This is a genomic window from Deferrisoma sp. (genome assembly GCF_054681715.1).
The window spans coordinates 21,298-38,062 of the sequence record NZ_BAAHFQ010000006.1 but is presented as its reverse complement, the minus strand read 5'-3'; the positions used below and the strand labels follow the sequence as shown (position 1 = coordinate 38,062).

Here is a 16,765-nt window from a genome sequence, read left to right as displayed (position 1 = left end):
CTAGCCTTCTAGCCTTCCAGCCGTGTCAACGGCACGATCCGGCCGTTGGCCACGTCCACGAGGCCCCGGTCGGTGAGCTTGAGCTCCGGGATCACCTCGAGCCCGAGGAAGCTCAGGGTCCAGAAGGGCTCGGGCAGGGTGACCCCCAGCTCCCGGGCCGCCCGGTCGAGCTCGTGCTGGGCCCGGGCCACCTCCTCCAGGGGCGCCAGCGAAAGGAGCCCGGCCACCGGAAGGGGAAGGAGCGCCAGCACCCGCTCGCCCGCGGCCGCGGCCATGCCGCCCCCGGCCCTGGCCACGGCCCGGGCCGCCGTGAGCATGGAGGCGTCGTCCCTGCCGAGGACGATCAGGTTGTGGTGGTCGTGGGCCACGGTGCTCGCGAGCGCCCCCCGCCGAAGCCCGAAGCCCGCCACGAACCCCAGGCCCACCCGGCCGCTCCCCTGGTGGCGCTCGATCACGGCCAGCCTGGCGAGGTCCCGGGACGGATCGGGGCCTTTGGCGCCGAGGTCCACCTCCTCGGCCCGGGTCACGATCTGGCCCGGCACGACCCGGATCACCCGGGCCCGGCCGGCCGTCGGCAGACCGAACCCCACCCGGTCCCAGGCGATCCGGACGGTGTCGCGGAGCGCCTGCGGCGGCCCCGGCACGGGCTCGCCGGGGGGGGCGGTGTCCACCCTCCGGCCCGCCCGGTACACCGCCACGGGCCGCGGTGCCGAGAGGTCCTCCCAAAGCACCAGGTCGGCCCGTCGGCCCGGGGCCACGGCGCCCCGGTCAGAGAGGCCGTAGGCCTCGGCCGGGTTCAGGGTGGCGAGCCGCCAGGCCGCGAAGGGGTCGAGCCCGAGCTCCATGGCCCGGCGCAGGGCGAAGTCCACCCCGCCCCGGTCCCGGAGGTCGGCCGGGGAGAGGTCGTCGGTGCACAGGCAGAACCGGCGCTCGGTGGCCGGGGTCACCAGGGGCAGCAGGGCCTCCAGGTTCCGGGCGGCGCTCCCCTCCCGGATCAGGATGTGCATCCCCCGGGCCAGCTTCTCCCGGGCCTCCTCGGCGTCGGTGGCCTCGTGGTCGGTGGAAGGGCCCAGGGCGAGGTAGGCGTTGAGGGCCCGGCCCGTGAGCCCCGGGGCGTGGCCGTCGATCTTGTCGAACCCCACGGCGAGCTCGGAGAGGATCCGGGAATCCCCCCGCACCGCGCCGGCCACGTCCATGAGCTCCCCGAGCCCCACCACGCCGGGGAGATCCCGGAGGGCGGCCAGGTCTTCGGGCTCGATCCGGGCCCCCGAGGTGGCAAGATCGGTGGCCGGCACGCAGGAGGGCAGGGTGACGAGGAGATCGCAGGGCCCGCCCCGGCCTTCGGCCAGGAGCCAGCGCAGGCCCGGCAAGCCGGAGACGTTGGCGATCTCGTGGGGGTTCGTGACCGCCGTGGTGACGCCCCGGCGGGCCAGGGCCCGGGCGAACTCCCGGGGGTGGAGAAGGGAGCTCTCCAGGTGCACGTGGGCGTCGATGAGCCCGGGGCCGAGCACCCGGCCGGTTGCGTCCACCTCCTCCCGGCCCCGGTACCCGGAGCCCACCCCGGCGATCCGGCCCTCGGCCACGGCCACGTCGGCCGTCTCGAGGCTGCCCCGGAACACGTCGAGGACCCGGGCGTTTCGGAACACGAGGTCCGCGGGCTCGTCGCCCCGGGCCACGGCGATGAGGTGTCTGCGGTCCATGGGCTGGGTCTCCTCGGGCTTGTCCCCGGCCGAGCCGCCAAGCGGTCGGGTTGCCCAGGAAAGATAGCCCCTGGCGCCGTGGATTCAAGCCGTGGGCCCGGCCGGCCGAGAAGGGAGGAGGAGCCATCGATAGCCGGCGGGGCGCGGCCAGCTCGCGAATCACTGGCCCGGGGGAAGCGCCGGTGCTCGCGCTGGCGGGCGGGGCAAGGGGCCTCCGTGTCAGGACTCCATGCACAGACGACAGAGGACAGGGGGTTTCTGACATCTGACCTCTGAATTCCGGCCCCTGACACGGCAGCCGCTCCCGTCGGTTGGACCCGGCAGCGACGCTGGAACCCCGAAGATTTTCAGCCGCCTAGCCGCCAGGCCGCCCAGCCGCCGAGCGGAAGTTGCCTGGAACACCGTGGACCGCCGACCGTGGACCGAAGTTACTTGGAGGCTGCCATGATCCGAGCCCTCTCCTCCGCCCTGGCCGGCGCCCTCGCCCGGCAAACCCAGGTGGACGCCGCCGCGAAGAACCTCGCCAACGCCACGACCCGCGGGTACAAGCGCCTCGAGGTGACCTTGCAGGAGACCCCGGGCGGGGTGCGGGCCGAGGCCGCGCGGGAGGAGACCCCCGGGCCGCCGGTTCCCCCGGAGCCGCCCGATACGGAGCCGGCCGAGGGGTCCAACACCGACCCGGTGCGGGAGATCACGACGATGATCGAGGGGCAGCGGGGGTTCGAGGCCGACCTCCAGGTGCTCCGCACGGCCGACGAGATGCTGGGAACCCTGCTGGACCGGAAGGGCTGAGGGGCGTCGGCCCCATGGGGCGCGAAGGGCGGGGAATCGGTGGATTTTCGTTCGTCGCCGGTCGGTCGTCGTTTGTCGTTGGACGGTAACAACCTGCGACCTGCGACCCGCGACCCGCGACCTGCGGCCCTCAAGCCTCCCCGCCTCCCAGCTTCCTAGCTTCCGAGCCTTCTAGCCTTTCACAACGGACCTTTCCATGCACGGAGGCATCCGGGCGGCCGTGGCGGCCGCCTTCGTCGTGGGGGTGCTCGCCGGATCGGCCGGGTCCGCTCCGGCGGGCCCGGCCGGTCCACTGCTAGCTGCCCTGGAGGCCCACCGGGTCGTGGTGGTGGGGGAACGCCACGGGTTCGGGCCCGGCCACCGGTGGTTCGGCCGGGTGGCGGCCGCGGCGGCCCGGCGGTTTCCGGGGCTCGCCGTGGGGCTGGAGCTCCCCGCCGACCTCCAGCCCGCGCTCGACCGGGGCGAGACGCCGGCCCTCCCGCCGGTGATCGGGGGCCCGTCGTACCAGTGCCTGCTCGGGGACCTCCAGGCCCTCCGGCGGAAGGGGGCGGTCCGGCTGGTGGCCCTCGACCTGCCCCGGGGCGAGCGGGGCGACCGCGACGGCCACATGGCCCGTCGCGTCGCGGAGGCTCTGGCGGCGGGCGCCCCCCGGCTGCTCGCGCTGGTGGGGAACCTCCACGCCTGGGGCGCCGGGGGAAAGCTCGGGGGCCGGCTGCGCGCCGCCGGCGCCCCGTGCGTCCTCGTGGGCACGCTCCCGGGCCCGGCCGCCCCCCGGTGGTGTCCCCCGGGCACCCCGGGCCACGAGGCCCTTTCGGCCCGCATCGAGGCCCTGCTTCCCCCCGGCCGCTTGTCCGGCCCGGGGTTCGACGCCGTTCTCTCCTGGGCCGCGGAAACGAAAACGGCCCGGCGCTGAGCGCCGGGCCGGCGAATCCCCAACTCCTCCGTGCCCTCCGTGGTGGGGATCCTCCCTACCCGTCGAGCCGGACCAGATCCTCGTTGATCTCGATCTCGGCCTCTTTGCGGAGCTGCTGGAGGTACTCCTCGAACACCTGCTCCTGCTTTTTCGCGAGGAGCTCGGAGCGGATCTTCTCCCGCTCGGCCTCGAGCCCCGCCATGTCGGGCTCGATCTTCTCCTCGAGGCGCACGGCGTAGATCTTGCCGTTCACCTCGAAGGGCTCCTCGGCCACCTGCCCCGGCTCCAGCCCGAACACCGCCTCCTTGAGCTCGGGCGACCAGCCGATCGTGGGCACGGCCCCGCCCTTCTTCACGAAGGGGTCGGTGGTCTCGGCCTCGAGGCCCGAGGCCTTGACGGCCTCCTCCCACCCCTCCTCCCGGGCCGCGGCCAGGAACTCCTCGGCCTTCTTCCGGGCCAGGCGCACCGCCTCCTGCTTGCGGTAGGCGGCCTCGACCTGGTCCCGCACGGCCTCCAGGGGCGGCACCTCGGCCGGTTTGAGCTCGGCCAAGGCGATGAGGTAGGTGCCCTGGGGGGTTTCGAGCACCTCGCCGGGCTGCCCGGTTTCCAGGGAGAAGAGCACCTCCCGGAACTCCTCGGGCTTGGCCACCCCGGGCACGGGCTCGGTCTTCGCCAGGAGCGGGGTGGTTTTCACCTCGTGGTCTTTGGCCAGGTCCTCCCAGGTGACCTTGCCGTCCTCCAGGTCCATCAGGGTGTTGTCGGCCGCGGTGAACGCGAGCTCCAGGGCCTTGCGCCGCCGGATGTCGCGCTCGATCTGGTCCCGGACCTCCTCCAGGGGCTTCTGCCGGGCCTCCCGGTGGTCCTCGACCCGGATCAGGTGGTACCCGAAGGGGGTGCGCACGGGCTCGCTTACCTGGCCGGGCTCCAGGGAAAACGCGACCTTCTCGAACTCGGGCACCATCTTGCCCCGCTCGAAGTACCCGAGATCCCCGCCCTTGTCCTTGGAGCCCGGGTCCTCGGAGACCTTCTTCGCGAGCTCGGCGAAATCGGCGCCCTCCTCGATCTGCTTCCGGAGCTTCTCGATCCGCTCGCGGGCCGCCTTCTCCTCGTCCTCGGAGGCGTTCTGGGGCAGCCGCACCAGGATGTGCCGGGCCCGCACCGCCTCCTTCTCGGCGAACTCGCCGGCCCGCCAGTTGTACTCCTGGCGGATCTCCTCGTCGGTGACCTCCACGTCCTTCTCGAACGCCTCGGGGGCGAAGAGCACGTACCGGGCCGAGCGGCGCTCGGGGGTGCGGTACTGCTCCTTCTGGGCCTCGTAGTACTCGGCCAGGGCCTCGTCGGTCACCTCGACCTGGGGCTCGAAGGCCTCGGGCCGGAACGCCACGAACGAGATCCGGGCCTTGGTGTTGCGGTCGCGGTACTCGGCCTCGATCTCGGCGTCGGTGACCTGGGCCTGGGCCCGGATGGCCTGCTCCACCTTGCGCAGGAGGAGCTCCCGCCGGGTGGACTGCTCGTACTCCAGCGGGGTGATCCGGTTGGCGTCGAGGAGCTGGAGGTAGCGCTGCTTGCTGAACCGGCCGCCCTCCTGGAACGCCCCCACCGCCTGGATCGCGGCCGCGAGCTCCTCGTCGGTGACCTCGATGTCCCGCCGGTCGGCCTCCTGCAGCAGGAGGACCTGGTCGATGAGCTGGTCCAGGGCCCGGCGGGCCAGCCCCAGCTCCTTGGCCATGCGGGCGTTCCAGCGCTCGCCGTAGGCCTGGCGGTAGAGCTCCGCCAGGTTGCCGTAGGCCCGCTGGTAGGTGGCCAGATCGATCTCGGTGCCGTTCACCTTGGCCACGTAGGCCGGCTTCTGGGACCGCACGCCCCACCCGAAAAAGAAGATGAACACGAGGATGATGAGTCCCAGAACCGCCTGGACGTAGGGGTTCCGGACGTTCTTTCGGATCTGGTTGAGCATGGCCGAGGTCTCCCGGTCTGGTTCGAAACGCGGACGGTCACACGAAGCCGGGTACGCTACCCCAAAGCCCTGTGGAAAATCAAGAAACCCCGCGGGGTAGGCGCCTTTGCCGCCCCCCGGGCGTCGGGGGGATCGTTGCCCACCCCGGCGCCCGCCGCTATACTGCCGGGCCCATGTGCAACGGGCGCATTCCGGAGGAACGACCGGCCATGGAACTGCGCTGGCAGGACAACTGTTTCGTCTGCGGCAAGGAGAACCCCGAGGGGCTCCGCCTGGAGTTCCGGTTCGACGAGGCCGCAGGCACGATCGAGACCGTGTGGACGCCCCGGCCGGTCCACATCGGGTACGAGGGCATCGTGCACGGCGGCCTGGTGGCCACGCTCCTGGACGAGGCCCTGGGCAAGCTCACCACCCTCCTGGGCACGCCGGCCGTGACCGCGGAGCTCACCGTGCGGTATCTCAAACCCGTGCCCGTTGGCCGGCCGCTCCGGGTCACGGGCCGGGTTTCGAACGGCCGGGGACGGCTGCTCACGGGCGAGGCCGAGGCCCTCCTGGAGGACGGCACCCCGGCCGCCCGGGCCACCGCAAAGCTCCTACGGACCCGCGCCGGCTGACGGCGTTTCTTGCGACAGCGAAAGGATCCCAACCCCATGGCCCCCAAACCCGAAACCATCGTCGGCTATCTCCGGGAAAAGGCCCCCCACCCCCTGACCGCCCGGGAGCTCATGAAGGGGCTGCGGGTGCCCCGGGCCCAGGAGGCCGAGTTCCTGGCCCGGCTCGGGGAGCTCGTCGAGGCCGGCCAGGTCGTGGAGATCAAGGGCGGCCGCTACGCCCACCCCTCGCGGGTGGGCCTGGTCGTCGGCCGGCTCACGGTGCACCCGGACGGGTTCGGGTTCGTGGTGCCCGAGGAGCCCGACCAGCCCGACGTGTTCATCAAGCCCCGTTGGCTTCGGGCCGCCATGCACGGCGACCGGGTGGTGGCCCGCATCGAGCGCCGGCCCCCCAAGGGGCCCGAGGGCCGGATCATCCGGATCCTGGAGCGGGCGAACCCGCGGGTCATCGGGGTGGTGCGGGTGCGGCGCAAGGCCGCGGTGGTGGTTCCCCTGGAGGAGCGGCTCCTCCACGAGGTCTACGTGGCCCCCGACGATCTCGGGGGCGCGGCCGACGGCCAGATCGTGGAGGTGGAGATCACGGCGTTCCCCACCGACGAGGCCGGGCCCGAGGGCCGGGTGGTGCGGGTGCTGGGGAACCGGGGCGAGTCGTCGGCCGAGGCCAAGGCCATCGCCCTGAAGCACGGCATCCCGGTGGAGTTCCCTCCCGAGGTCTTGGCCGCCGCCGAGAAGGTGCCGACCGAGGTGCGGCCGTCGGACCGCAAGGACCGGGAGGACCTCAGGGCTCGCCCCTTCGTGACGATCGACGGCGAGACCGCCAAGGACTTCGACGACGCCCTGGAGCTCGAGGAGCTCGACCGGGGGCGGTTCCGGCTGCGGGTCGCGATCGCCGACGTGAGCCACTACGTGAAACCCGGGGGACTCCTGGACGAGGAGGCCTACGCCCGGGGCACCTCGACCTATTTCCCCGACCGGGTGTTTCCCATGCTCCCGGAGCGGCTCTCCAACGGCATCTGTTCCCTGAATCCCGGGGTGGATCGGCTGGCGATGGTGGCCGAGATGACCTTCACCCGGGGCGGCCGGCGGGAGGCCTCGCGGTTCTATCCGGCCGTGATCCGAAGCCGGCACCGGCTCACCTACACCCGGGTGGCCCGGATCCTGGGCGACCCGGACTGCCCGGAGGCCGAGGAGCTCGCCGACGTGACGCCCATGCTCCTCAAGATGGGGGAGCTGGCCCGGCTGATCCGGGCCCGGCGGCGGGAGCGGGGCAGCGTGGACTTCGACCTGCCCGAGGCCGAGATCGTGCTCGACGTGCGCGGCCGGCCCGAGGACATCGTGCGGGGCCAACGCAACGAGGCCCATTTCCTGGTGGAGGAGTTCATGATCGCGGCCAACGAGGCCGTGGCCGATTTCCTCACCCAGAAGCGCATCCCGTGCCCCTACCGGGTCCACGACGCCCCCGACCCCGAAAAACTCGCCGAGTTCCGGCGGTTCGTGCACAACTTCGGCTACACCCTGAAGGGCCGGGCCCGGCCCCACCCCAAGGACTTCCAGGCGCTCATCGCCCAGGCCGAGGGCAAGCCCGAGGAGCGCATGATCCACAACATGATGCTCCGGACCATGGCCAAGGCCGTGTACTCCCCCGATAACATCGGCCACTTTGGCCTGGCCTCGGAGCGCTACCTCCACTTCACCTCGCCGATCCGGCGCTACCCCGACCTCATCGTGCACCGGGAGCTCAAGAAGGCCCTCCAGCGGCGGGCCGCGTCGAAGACGTGGCGCGAGAAGGAGCGGCAGTACCTGGAGGAGGCCTGCCCCCACCTGTCGGCCCGGGAACGGGCGGCCGAGGCGGCCGAGCGCGAGGCCGTGCAGTGGAAAAAGTGCGAGTTCATGGCCGACAAGGTGGGCACCGAGCACTGGGGGTTCATCGTGGGGGTGGCGAGCTTCGGGTTTTTCGTGGAGCTGGAGACCTATTTCGTGGACGGCCTCGTGCACGTGTCGAGCCTCCGGGACGACTTCTACCACTTCTCCGAGGAGACCCAGTCGCTCATCGGGGAGCGCACGGGCCGCACCTTCCGGATCGGTGACCGGGTCCGGGTGCGGGTGGACCGGGTGAGCGTGCCCCGGCGGCAGATCGACTTCGCGCTGGCGGAGGCGCCCCGGCCGTGAACGTGCTCGCCCTGACCCGCACCTACCGGTCCCTGGGCCGGATCCGGGAAATCGCCCTCGTGCTCTCCAAGCACGGGTTCAACCAGCTCCTGGAGCGGGCGGGCCTGGGACGGCTCGTGCCGTTCTCCCGGCGGATCCGGGGCCGGAGCGGGGTGGAGGGGGACGTGCCGGCCCCCGTGGAGTGGCGGCTGGCCCTGGAGGACCTGGGCCCCACCTTCGTCAAGCTGGGGCAGATGCTCTCCACCCGACCCGACCTGGTGCCCCCGGCCTACGCCGAGGAGTTCCGAAAGCTCCAGGACCGGGTGCCCCCGTTTCCCTTCGAGGAAGTCCGGCGCATCGTGGCCGAGGAGCTGGGGGAGGACCCGGAGGCCGCGCTGCCCCGCATCGAGCCCGAGCCCCTGGCCGCCGCGAGCATCGCCCAGGTGCACCGGGCCTGGCTCGTGGACGGCACGGCCGTGGTCCTGAAGGTCCAGCGGCCGGGCATCGACCGCACCGTGTCCCAGGACCTGGCCACCCTGTACCTCCTGGCCGGGCTGGTGGAGCGCTACATCCCCGAGGCCCGGGAGTTTCGGCCCCGGGAGATCGTGGACGAGTTCGCCCGCACCCTGAACCGGGAGCTCGACTTCTTCCTCGAGGCGTCCAACATCGAGCGGTTCCGCCAGAACTTCGAGGAGTTCCAGGACGTCGTGATCCCGGCGGTGTGCTGGGAGCTCACCTCCAAGCGGCTCCTCGTGATGGAGGCCATCGAGGGCTGGCCGGCCGACGAGCCCGAAACCCTCCGGGCCCACGGCATCGATCCCGGGCCCCGGGCCCGGGTGCTCGCCCGGGCGTTCTTGAAGCAGGTGTTCGACGACGGCCTGTTCCACGGGGACCTCCACGCCGGCAACGTGCTGGTGACCCCCGAGGGGCGGGTGGCGTTCCTCGACTTTGGCGCCGTGGGGTACCTCTCGGAGGAGGCCCAGGAGCACCTGGGGGAGCTCTTTCTGACCCTGGTGACCCGGGACTACGCCCGGATGGCGGAGGGCTTCGTGCGGCTCGGCAGCGCCGAGGACTCGGTGGACCTGCGGGCCTTCCAGCGGGATTTGAAGGAGCTGATCGAGCCCTACTTCGGCCGGCCCCTGAAGGACCTGCGGATCGGCCACGTGCTCCGGGAGGCCTCGGAGATCGCGCTGCGCCACCGGGTGCGGGTGCCCCCGGATCTCATCCTCCTGGCCCGGTCGATCCTCACGGTGGAGGGCCTGGCCCGAACGCTCGATCCCGAGTTCGTGGTGCTCGACGAGGCCGTGCCCTACGCCCGCAAGCTCCTGCTGCGACGCCTCGATCCCCGGTACCAGGCGCGGGTCGCGTACCGCACGGCCCGGGACCTCCGGGACCTGGTGCGGGCCGTGCCGGGCCAGATCACCCGGATCCTGCAAAAGCTCCTCGAGGGGAAGCTGGCGGTGGACTTCGTGCACCAGGGCTACGAGCCGGTGCTCCACGAGATGGACCGCTCCACGAACCGGCTGTCGTTCGCCATGATCGTGTCGGCCCTGATCATCGGCTCGAGCCTCATCGTGCTGGCCGGCCGGGGGCCGCTTTTGTGGGACTTCCCGGTGTTCGGGATCCTGGGGTTTTTGGTGGCCGGGGTGCTGGGGTTCGGGCTCGCCATCGCGATCCTGCGCACCGGAAAGTTCTGATACCAAGTTGCGTTCAAACAGACACCTAGTGAGGCGTTCCTGAAATCCCATGGTTTTCCCACGGGGTGGGGCTGGGGGCCCCTCCTTCGCTGTACGGCTTCGCAGGGACCGCCTCGGCGCGGTCCGCTGCGGCGCGTGAGGGCACGCGCCGCGGCCGCTCCCCTGGCGCCGGGCGGCCCAATCTGCTCGGCCGTCGCGCTTCGTCGGAACCCCCAGCCCCACCCCCGCAATTTGGATACTTTTTTGAGAGACGGCCCACTAGCCCGGGCCGAATCAGGAAACGGTAGCTTTGAACGCAACTTGGTATGACGCCCCCTTCCGGTCTTTCCCCTTCTGTGGTACCCAGGAAGTTCCCGGTAGCCACTTGGAACCCGCCCCCCGGCGGTCTTCACCCCGCGGGGTTCGGTATCGCGGCTTGGAAGCCGGTGCCACAGGATGGGGCAGGCGGCGACGCCGAAATCCTGAAGGATCTTCGCTGCCAAGCCGCCAGCGGAAGGGACACGGAATCTCCTCCGGGCCCTGTTGCGCGGGAAGGTACCGTCCGCTTCAGGGCTAGGGGGGAGGATCGGCGCTCGTGGCAGGAGTCAGTCAACAGAGGACAGGGGGTTCTCTGACCTCTGAATTCTGGTCTCTGGCACGGAGGCCGCTTCCACAGGTTAGAGCAGCCGATGACGCTGGAATTGCGAAGGATCTTGGCGTCCGAGCCTTATAGCCTCCTAGCTTCCTAGCCTCCTCGTCTCCCAGCGGCACCCACAGGGAAGGTATCGCGTGTCGGACCGGTTCACCCGAGAGAAGGAACAGATCCTCACCCAGTACATCCTCCACCACGCCCTCGACGAGGCCGAGGTGGGGGAACTGGCCGAGCGCCTCGACCGGGCCCTGGCCAAGGCCGAGGCGCTCCACGCCGGCCAGCGCCGAAAGACGGGGGAGGAGTACATCTGGCACCCGGTGCGCACGGCCATGGAGGTGAGCCGGTACGGCCGGATCGTGGACTGGGCCTCCGTGGAGGCGGCGCTCCTCCACGATACCCTGGAGGACACCGACTACCCCTACGAGGCGCTCGAGGCCGAGTTTCCCGAGGCCGCCCCCCTGGTGGCGGCGCTCACCAAGATCAAGGACAGCCGGGTCCTCACCTACCAGCGGCTCTTCAGCTACGTGCTCCAGGACATCCGGGTGCTCCTGGTGAAGCTCGCCGACCGGCTCGACAACCTGGAGAGCCTCTCGGTGTTCCGGCGCGACAAGCAGGTGCGCATCGCCAGGGAGAGCGCCGAGATGTACGCCAACATCTGCCGGCGCCTGTGCATGCTCGACCTGGCCGAGCGGCTCACCGAGAAGATCGGGCCCATCCTGTACCCCGAGGCGTTCGAGCGGTTCCGGGCCGCCCAGGAGGAACTCAAGAAGGGGTGGGCCCGACCCCTGGAGGACCTGCGGCAGAAGCTGGCCGAGGCGTTCCCCGGGGACCTCCAGGCCCGGATCGAGTTCCGGTGGAACCGGTTCCGGCCCGACGTGCCGCCGACCACCGAGCACCTGTTCACCGTGCGGATCGTCACGGCCTCGTCCGAGGACGCCTACCGGGCCCTGGGGCGGATCCACCTGAACTTCCGGGCCCTTCCCGGCGGGTTCTCCGACACCCTGAGCGTCCCCCGGAAGAACGGGTTCCGGGCCCTGGAAACCCGGGTGTCGTACCAGGGGCGGATCCTCCGTTTCTACGTGGCGCCGTCGGCAGCCGACCGGTTCAACCGGCTGGGGCTGCTGGCCATGGACATCACGAGCCCGGAGTTCAACCTGGAGTACCTGGAGGAACTGCGGGAGTTCCTCCAGAACGAGGACATGGACATCCAGGACTTCCTGCGGTTCCACAAGCCCGACGCGATCCAGGTCACGAGCCCTCGGGGCGACGTGTTCAGCCTGGAGGAGGGGGCCACGGCCCTGGACTACGCCTTCGCGGTCCACGAGCAGCTCGGGCTCCGGGCCGTGGGGGCCCGGGTGAACGACGAGGAGGCGGGGCTGGGCACGCCCCTGAAGCCGGGGGACCGGATCGAGATCGTCACGGCCGACGAGCCGGTGGCGGACGACCGGTACCTGGGCTGGGCCCACACGCGAAAGGCGCTCGCCGCCCTGCGCCGGTACATGCGCCGGAAGGAGGCCGACCGGGCCGCAGCCACCGGGAGGCAGTGGGTGGTCGAGGCGGCGCGGGCCCGGGGCCTGGCCGAGGAGCAGGTGGACGAGCGGGCCATGCTCCGGGCGCGGGAGCTGGGCGACATCCCGGTGGAGGAGCTCTACCGCCGGGTCTGCCTGGGGGAGGAGGAGATCGATGCCGTGCTGGGCCCGGGCCCGGCCGGCGGCCGGCTCTCCCTGTTTCGGCGTCGTCGGCCCCAGCCGGTGCGCCGGGTGCGGCGGTATGTGTTCGACGACCCCCACATCCGGTTCTGCCCCGAGTGCGCCCCGGTGGAGGGCGACGAGATCGTGGGGGTTCCCGAGGAGGGGCGGCTACGGGTCCACCGGGTGGTGTGCCCCCGGGTGGCGGGCGGCGCGGGGGTGCCCCTCGACTGGGACCGGGGCGGCCGGGGGGATCTCAGGGACCCCGGAACGGTGGAGCTCGAGATCCGGCTCGAGGACGGCCCCGGGGTGCTCTACGGGGTGCTGGCCGCGTTCCGGGACCTGGGCCTCGACATCCAGCGGATCCAGCTGCCCCGGGGCAACGAGGTCCTCACGGCCCGGATTCAGCCGGGGAGCGACCGTACCCTGAACCGCCTGATCCGCTCGCTCCGGCGCCACGGGTTCGTAAAGGAGATCCGGGTGTTCCCGGGACTGGAGGAGGCGGGGACCCCGGAGGCGGGGAGGCTCGACGGCCGTCGATCGTGAACCGTGAGTCGTGAGTCGTGAGTCGTGAGTCGGGCGGGCGCCCGGGGCCCCCGTACCCCTCACTCCCCCCCCAGGCTCGGGGGGTCCAACAGGAACACCAGCCGGCCGTCCCCCAGCACCGAGTACCCGCTCACGCCCCGCAGGGCCCGCAGGGGCCCCTTGAGGGGCTTGATGAACAGGTCCTCCTCCCCCAGGAACGCGTCCACGGCCAGCCCCACCGTGCCCGCGGCCGTGGTGGCCAGCACCAGGGGCATCCGCTCGAACTGGGTGCGGCACGGAAACCCCACGATCTTCCCCAGGGCCTCGATGGGCACCTGGCCCTTCTCGGTGAGGAGCACGTGCCCGTCCGGGGTGCGGCGCACGTCCCGGGGCGAGGCCTCCACGGTGCGGTGGATCGCCGCGGTGGGAAGGGCGAGCACCCGGCCCCCCACCTCCACCAGGAGCACCGGCACGATGGCCACCGAGAGGGGCAGGCTCATGCGCACCTCGGTGCCCTCCCCCGGCGACGACGAGAGGTCCACCGTGCCGCCCATGGCGTCCACCTGGGCCTTCACCACGTCGAGCCCCACGCCCCGGCCCGAGAGCTCCGACACCTCGTCCCGGGTGGAGAACCCGGGGCGGAACAGGAAGGCGAAGATCTCCCCGGGGCTCAGGGCCCGGCTGTCCGCCTCGGACACGAGCCCGAGCTCCACCGCCCGGCGCCGCACCGCCTCCACGTCGATGCCCCGGCCGTCGTCGCGCACCCGCACCTCGACCCGGTTTCGCACCCGCTCGGCCTCGATCCGAAGGAGGGCCCGGGCGGGCTTCCCCAGGCGCTCCCGGACCTCGGGGGGCTCGATGCCGTGGTCGAGGGCGTTTCGCACCAGGTGCACCAGGGGGTCGGAGAGCTGGCCCAGGATGGATTTGTCGAGGCCGATCTCCTCGCCCCGCACCTCCAGGTGCACGGATTTCCCGAGCCGGGAGGCCTGCTCCCGCACGAGGCGGCGCAGGCTTCCCACCACCAGCCCGAACGGGAGCATCCGGAGCTCCATCACCTTGCCGTGGAACCCCCGGACGATCCGGCCCAGCCGGTCCACCTCCTCCAGCAGCACCTCCGAGCCGAGCCGGCGGGCCGTGGTCTCGATGTGGCTCCGGGCGATGGTGAGCTCCCCCAGGAGGTCCACGAAGGCGTCGAGGATGGCCACCGGCACCTGGACCTTGTCGGGCAGCCGGACCCGGCCGGGCTCGGCGGGTTCGGGCTCGGCCGGCGCCTCCTCCGCCGGGGCGGCGGGCTCCGGGGCCTCGGGCGGCGCCGCGTCCGCCTCGTCGGGGAACTCGAGCCCGGCCACCTCGCTCAGGGTCTCGTAAATCGCCTCCACGTCGGCCCGGTCGAGGCCGTGGACCGTGAGCTCGAGGGCCTCCACGGGCTCCCCCTGGAGGATCCGGGATTCCGGCGGGTCGCAGGCGACCTCGGGGTCGGCCTCCCGGAATCGCAGGAGCACCAGGTAGGCCCGGGCGGCCGGGGAGCCGCAGTCGGGGGCGAGCCGCACCCGGACCCGCAAGGCCCCTTCGCCCCCGGCCGGCGGGGGGCGGCCGAGGTCCCGGCCGACGTCCGCCCAGTCCACGTCCCCGGTGCCGCCGGCCGCGATGTCGTCCCGCATCTCCGCGAGCCGGTCGCAGGCCCGCAGCGCGAGCTCCCGCTCCTCGGCCGTGGGCGGCTCGGGCCTCGCGCGCCAGGCGTCCAACACGTCCTCCAGCCGGTGGGCCAGGGCGGCCATGGCCTCGAACCCCATGGACCCGGCCATGCCCTTCAGGCTGTGGATCTCCCGGAACACGGCCTCCAGGTCCCCGGGCCCGATCCGCTCCCGGCCCAGGATCTCCTCGGCCGCGTCCAGGTGCCGCAGGCTCTCCTCGAGAAACAGCTCCCGGTAGCGTTCCATCTGGCCGCTCATCGGCCCGCTCCCGCCTTGTCCACGGCCTCCCGCAGCTTCTCCGGGGCGACCGGCTTGATCACGTAGTCCCGGGCCCCCAGCCGGATGGCCTCGAGGATCGAGGCCTCGTCGCTCACCGACGAGCACACGATCACCCGGGCCTCGGGGTGGCGCCGCCGCAGCTCCCGCAGGGCCTCGAGGCCCCCCATCCGGGGCATCACGAGATCGAGGGTCACCACGTCGGGCCGGTGCTCCTCGTACCGTTCCAGGGCCTCCACCCCGTCGCCGGCCTCGGCCACCACCTGGTGGCCCGCGGCCTCCAGGATGTCGCGCAGGGTCCGGCGCATGAACACGGCGTCGTCCACCACCAGCACCCGGCTCACCGCACCCGCTCCGCGAGATCCCGCAGGAGGGCGTCGAGATCCAGCACGTGGATCCGGGCGCCCTCCACCTCCAGGGTCCGGTCGAGGAACGGCCCGTCCCACCGGCCGAGCACCTGGGCCACCCGGGCCCGGGCGAGCGGGGTCACGAGGCCCTGGGCCCGCTCCACGAGAAGCCCCAGGATGCCGTCCTCCCAGTCCACCACCGCCACGACGGACCGCAGGGGGTCCACCCGGGGCTTGAGCCCCAGGACCGACGCCAGGTGCACCACGGGCAGCAGCTCGCCGTGGTGGTTCAGGGCGCCGAGGAACGGCTTGGGGCGGCCGGGGATCGGCACGGGCTCCTCGTAGCCCACCACGGTGTTCACCCGGTCGGCGGGCAGGCCGAACCGCTCGCCGTCCACCTCCACCACGAGCACCGAGGGCGTGCTCACGCCTCTTCCCCCTCGGGCAGTTGGAACCGGGCCACCCGGGCGTTGAGGTCCTCGGCCATCTCGCTCAGGCGCATGGCCGCGTGGGCCATGTCCTCCATGGCCGAGGTCTGGTGCTCCAGGGTCGTGGACACCTCGTGGGTCGCCGCGGCGTTGGCCTCGGCCACGGCGGCCACCCGGTCGGCGAACTTGGCGATCTCCCGGCCGCCCTCCACCTGCTCCTGGATCACGGCGAGCACGTCGCCCATGCGCCGGGCGTTGTCGGCCACGAACCCGCTGATCTCCTCAAGGGCCCGGCCGGCGGACTCCAGCCCCTCCCGGCCCTCGCGCACCTTGGCCCGGGACGACTCGAGCACGCCCCGAACCCCCTGGCCGGCCTCGTCGAGCCGCCTGAGGAGCGCCGTGATCTGGTCGGCGCTCTTCTCGGCCGAGTCGGCGAGCTTTCGGATCTCGCTCGCCACCACGGCGAACCCTTTGCCCTCCTCCCCGGCCTTCGAGGCCTCGATGGCGGCGTTCAGGGCCAGGAGCGTGGTCTGGCGGCTCAGGTTCGTGATCACGTCGGCGAACCGCTGGACCTGCCGGATCTGCTCGGAGAAGGCGACCGCGGCCTCGGCCGAGCGCTCGAGGTCGGTCAGCACCGATTCCAGGCGCGAGAACCCCTCCCGGGCCGTGCGGTTCCCCTCCTGGGCCTGGGCCTCGGCCGTGGCCGCCGCCTCGGCCGCGAGCCGGCAGGTGCCCTCGATCCGTTGGAGCCCGGCCTCGAGCTCGTGGATCCGGTGGACCACCTTCTCCACCTCGGCCTTCTGCTCGGCGACCCCCCGAGCCACCTCCTCGGTGGTCACGGCGATCTCCTCGGTGGAAGCGTTCACCTCCTCGGCCGTGGCCGACAGGTTCTGGGCGGCCGAGGCCACTTCCGTCGACGTCCGCAGGATGTGACCCACCATCTGGCGCAGGTTCGTGAGCATGGCGTTCACGGCCCCGGCCAGGTCGTCCAGTTCGTCGGGAAACCGCCGCTTTCCCAGGCTCACCGCGTGCCGGAGATCCCCCTCGGCGATCCGCAGGGTGGCGGCCCGGAGCTCCCCCACGTGTCGGGTGAGGCCCTTGGTGAAGGCGCTGCCCATGGCGAGCCCCACGGCGATGGCCGCGAGCGGCGGGATGAGGCTCTGGGCCCAGGCCGGCAGGTCCAGGAACCGTACCAGGTACGGCACCAGGACCACCGCCGCGATCACCAGGATGAACCCCAGGATGAACTTGTACCCCATCTCGATGCGCATGGATCACCCTTTGTCTCGGCTGGAAAGCTGGGAAGCCGGGAGGCCACGAACGGCTCCCGCTGCGACCCGTCGGGTTCCCCCCGAAGC

The 16,765-nt window shown here is 72.1% G+C and carries 12 protein-coding genes; 6 read left to right on the top strand and 6 right to left on the bottom strand.

Features of this window, described 5'->3' with window-relative positions:
• Positions 1–8: 8 nt before the first annotated feature.
• Positions 9–1,700, bottom strand: a complete 1,692-nt coding sequence (ade, locus tag ACY0I8_RS01945) for an adenine deaminase (RefSeq protein ID WP_461393344.1) — start codon at positions 1,698–1,700, stop codon at positions 9–11.
• A 444-nt stretch (positions 1,701–2,144) separates the two neighbouring features.
• On the opposite strand from ade, the gene ACY0I8_RS01940 reads away from it, so the two are divergent.
• Positions 2,145–2,492: a flagellar basal body rod C-terminal domain-containing protein gene (locus ACY0I8_RS01940; RefSeq protein WP_461393343.1), complete on the top strand. Its 348-nt coding sequence runs from the start codon at positions 2,145–2,147 to the stop codon at positions 2,490–2,492.
• Between the two features lie 196 nt (positions 2,493–2,688).
• Positions 2,689–3,405, top strand: a complete 717-nt coding sequence (locus ACY0I8_RS01935; protein ID WP_461393342.1) for a hypothetical protein — start codon at positions 2,689–2,691, stop codon at positions 3,403–3,405.
• A 55-nt stretch (positions 3,406–3,460) separates the two neighbouring features.
• On the opposite strand, the gene ACY0I8_RS01930 is transcribed toward ACY0I8_RS01935, so the two are convergent.
• Positions 3,461–5,362 carry a SurA N-terminal domain-containing protein gene (locus ACY0I8_RS01930; protein ID WP_461393341.1) on the bottom strand — a complete coding sequence of 634 codons (1,902 nt, stop codon included), beginning with the start codon at positions 5,360–5,362 and terminating at the stop codon, positions 3,461–3,463.
• A gap of 209 nt (positions 5,363–5,571) precedes the next feature.
• On the opposite strand from ACY0I8_RS01930, the gene ACY0I8_RS01925 reads away from it, so the two are divergent.
• The 4 genes from ACY0I8_RS01925 (at position 5,572) to ACY0I8_RS01910 (ending at position 12,683) form a co-directional block, all read left to right on the top strand.
• Entirely contained in the window at positions 5,572–5,976 is a 405-nt protein-coding gene (locus tag ACY0I8_RS01925; protein ID WP_461393340.1) for a PaaI family thioesterase, read from the top strand.
• Positions 5,977–6,012: 36 nt separating this feature from the next.
• Positions 6,013–8,142: a ribonuclease R gene (gene rnr / locus ACY0I8_RS01920; protein WP_461393339.1), complete on the top strand. Its 2,130-nt coding sequence runs from the start codon at positions 6,013–6,015 to the stop codon at positions 8,140–8,142.
• On the top strand, positions 8,139–9,818 hold the full coding sequence (locus tag ACY0I8_RS01915; RefSeq protein WP_461393338.1) for an ABC1 kinase family protein: 1,680 nt from the start codon (positions 8,139–8,141) through the stop codon (positions 9,816–9,818). Before rnr ends, ACY0I8_RS01915 begins: the two co-directional genes overlap by 4 nt.
• 768 nt (positions 9,819–10,586) lie before the next feature.
• On the top strand, positions 10,587–12,683 hold the full coding sequence (locus ACY0I8_RS01910; RefSeq protein ID WP_461393337.1) for an HD domain-containing protein: 2,097 nt from the start codon (positions 10,587–10,589) through the stop codon (positions 12,681–12,683).
• Positions 12,684–12,742: 59 nt separating this feature from the next.
• On the opposite strand, the gene ACY0I8_RS01905 is transcribed toward ACY0I8_RS01910, so the two are convergent.
• Genes ACY0I8_RS01905 through ACY0I8_RS01890 form a run of 4 tightly spaced genes read right to left on the bottom strand, consistent with a single transcriptional unit; the run spans position 12,743 to position 16,678 of the window.
• On the bottom strand, positions 12,743–14,614 hold the full coding sequence (locus ACY0I8_RS01905) for a chemotaxis protein CheA (RefSeq protein WP_461393336.1): 1,872 nt from the start codon (positions 14,612–14,614) through the stop codon (positions 12,743–12,745).
• Positions 14,611–14,976 carry a response regulator gene (locus ACY0I8_RS01900; protein WP_459941370.1) on the bottom strand — a complete coding sequence of 122 codons (366 nt, stop codon included), beginning with the start codon at positions 14,974–14,976 and terminating at the stop codon, positions 14,611–14,613. The genes ACY0I8_RS01905 and ACY0I8_RS01900 overlap by 4 nt, the downstream gene beginning before the upstream one ends.
• On the bottom strand, positions 14,973–15,407 hold the full coding sequence (locus ACY0I8_RS01895; RefSeq protein WP_461393335.1) for a chemotaxis protein CheW: 435 nt from the start codon (positions 15,405–15,407) through the stop codon (positions 14,973–14,975). The genes ACY0I8_RS01900 and ACY0I8_RS01895 overlap by 4 nt, the downstream gene beginning before the upstream one ends.
• The gene (locus ACY0I8_RS01890; protein ID WP_461393334.1) at positions 15,404–16,678 is read right to left on the bottom strand and encodes a methyl-accepting chemotaxis protein; all 1,275 of its coding nucleotides are present in this window, start codon (positions 16,676–16,678) and stop codon (positions 15,404–15,406) included. The genes ACY0I8_RS01895 and ACY0I8_RS01890 overlap by 4 nt, the downstream gene beginning before the upstream one ends.
• Positions 16,679–16,765 lie beyond the last annotated feature (87 nt).

Bases quoted from the DNA above. Each gene is read 5' to 3' on its own strand.
- ade (WP_461393344.1), bottom strand. From the start codon at position 1,700: ATGGACCGCAGACACCTCATCGCCGTGGCCCGGGGCGACGAGCCCGCG.
- ACY0I8_RS01940 (WP_461393343.1), top strand. From the start codon at position 2,145: ATGATCCGAGCCCTCTCCTCCGCCCTGGCCGGCGCCCTCGCCCGGCAA.
- ACY0I8_RS01935 (WP_461393342.1), top strand. From the start codon at position 2,689: ATGCACGGAGGCATCCGGGCGGCCGTGGCGGCCGCCTTCGTCGTGGGG.
- ACY0I8_RS01930 (WP_461393341.1), bottom strand. From the start codon at position 5,362: ATGCTCAACCAGATCCGAAAGAACGTCCGGAACCCCTACGTCCAGGCG.
- ACY0I8_RS01925 (WP_461393340.1), top strand. From the start codon at position 5,572: ATGGAACTGCGCTGGCAGGACAACTGTTTCGTCTGCGGCAAGGAGAAC.
- rnr (WP_461393339.1), top strand. From the start codon at position 6,013: ATGGCCCCCAAACCCGAAACCATCGTCGGCTATCTCCGGGAAAAGGCC.
- ACY0I8_RS01905 (WP_461393336.1), bottom strand. From the start codon at position 14,614: ATGAGCGGCCAGATGGAACGCTACCGGGAGCTGTTTCTCGAGGAGAGC.
- ACY0I8_RS01890 (WP_461393334.1), bottom strand. From the start codon at position 16,678: ATGCGCATCGAGATGGGGTACAAGTTCATCCTGGGGTTCATCCTGGTG.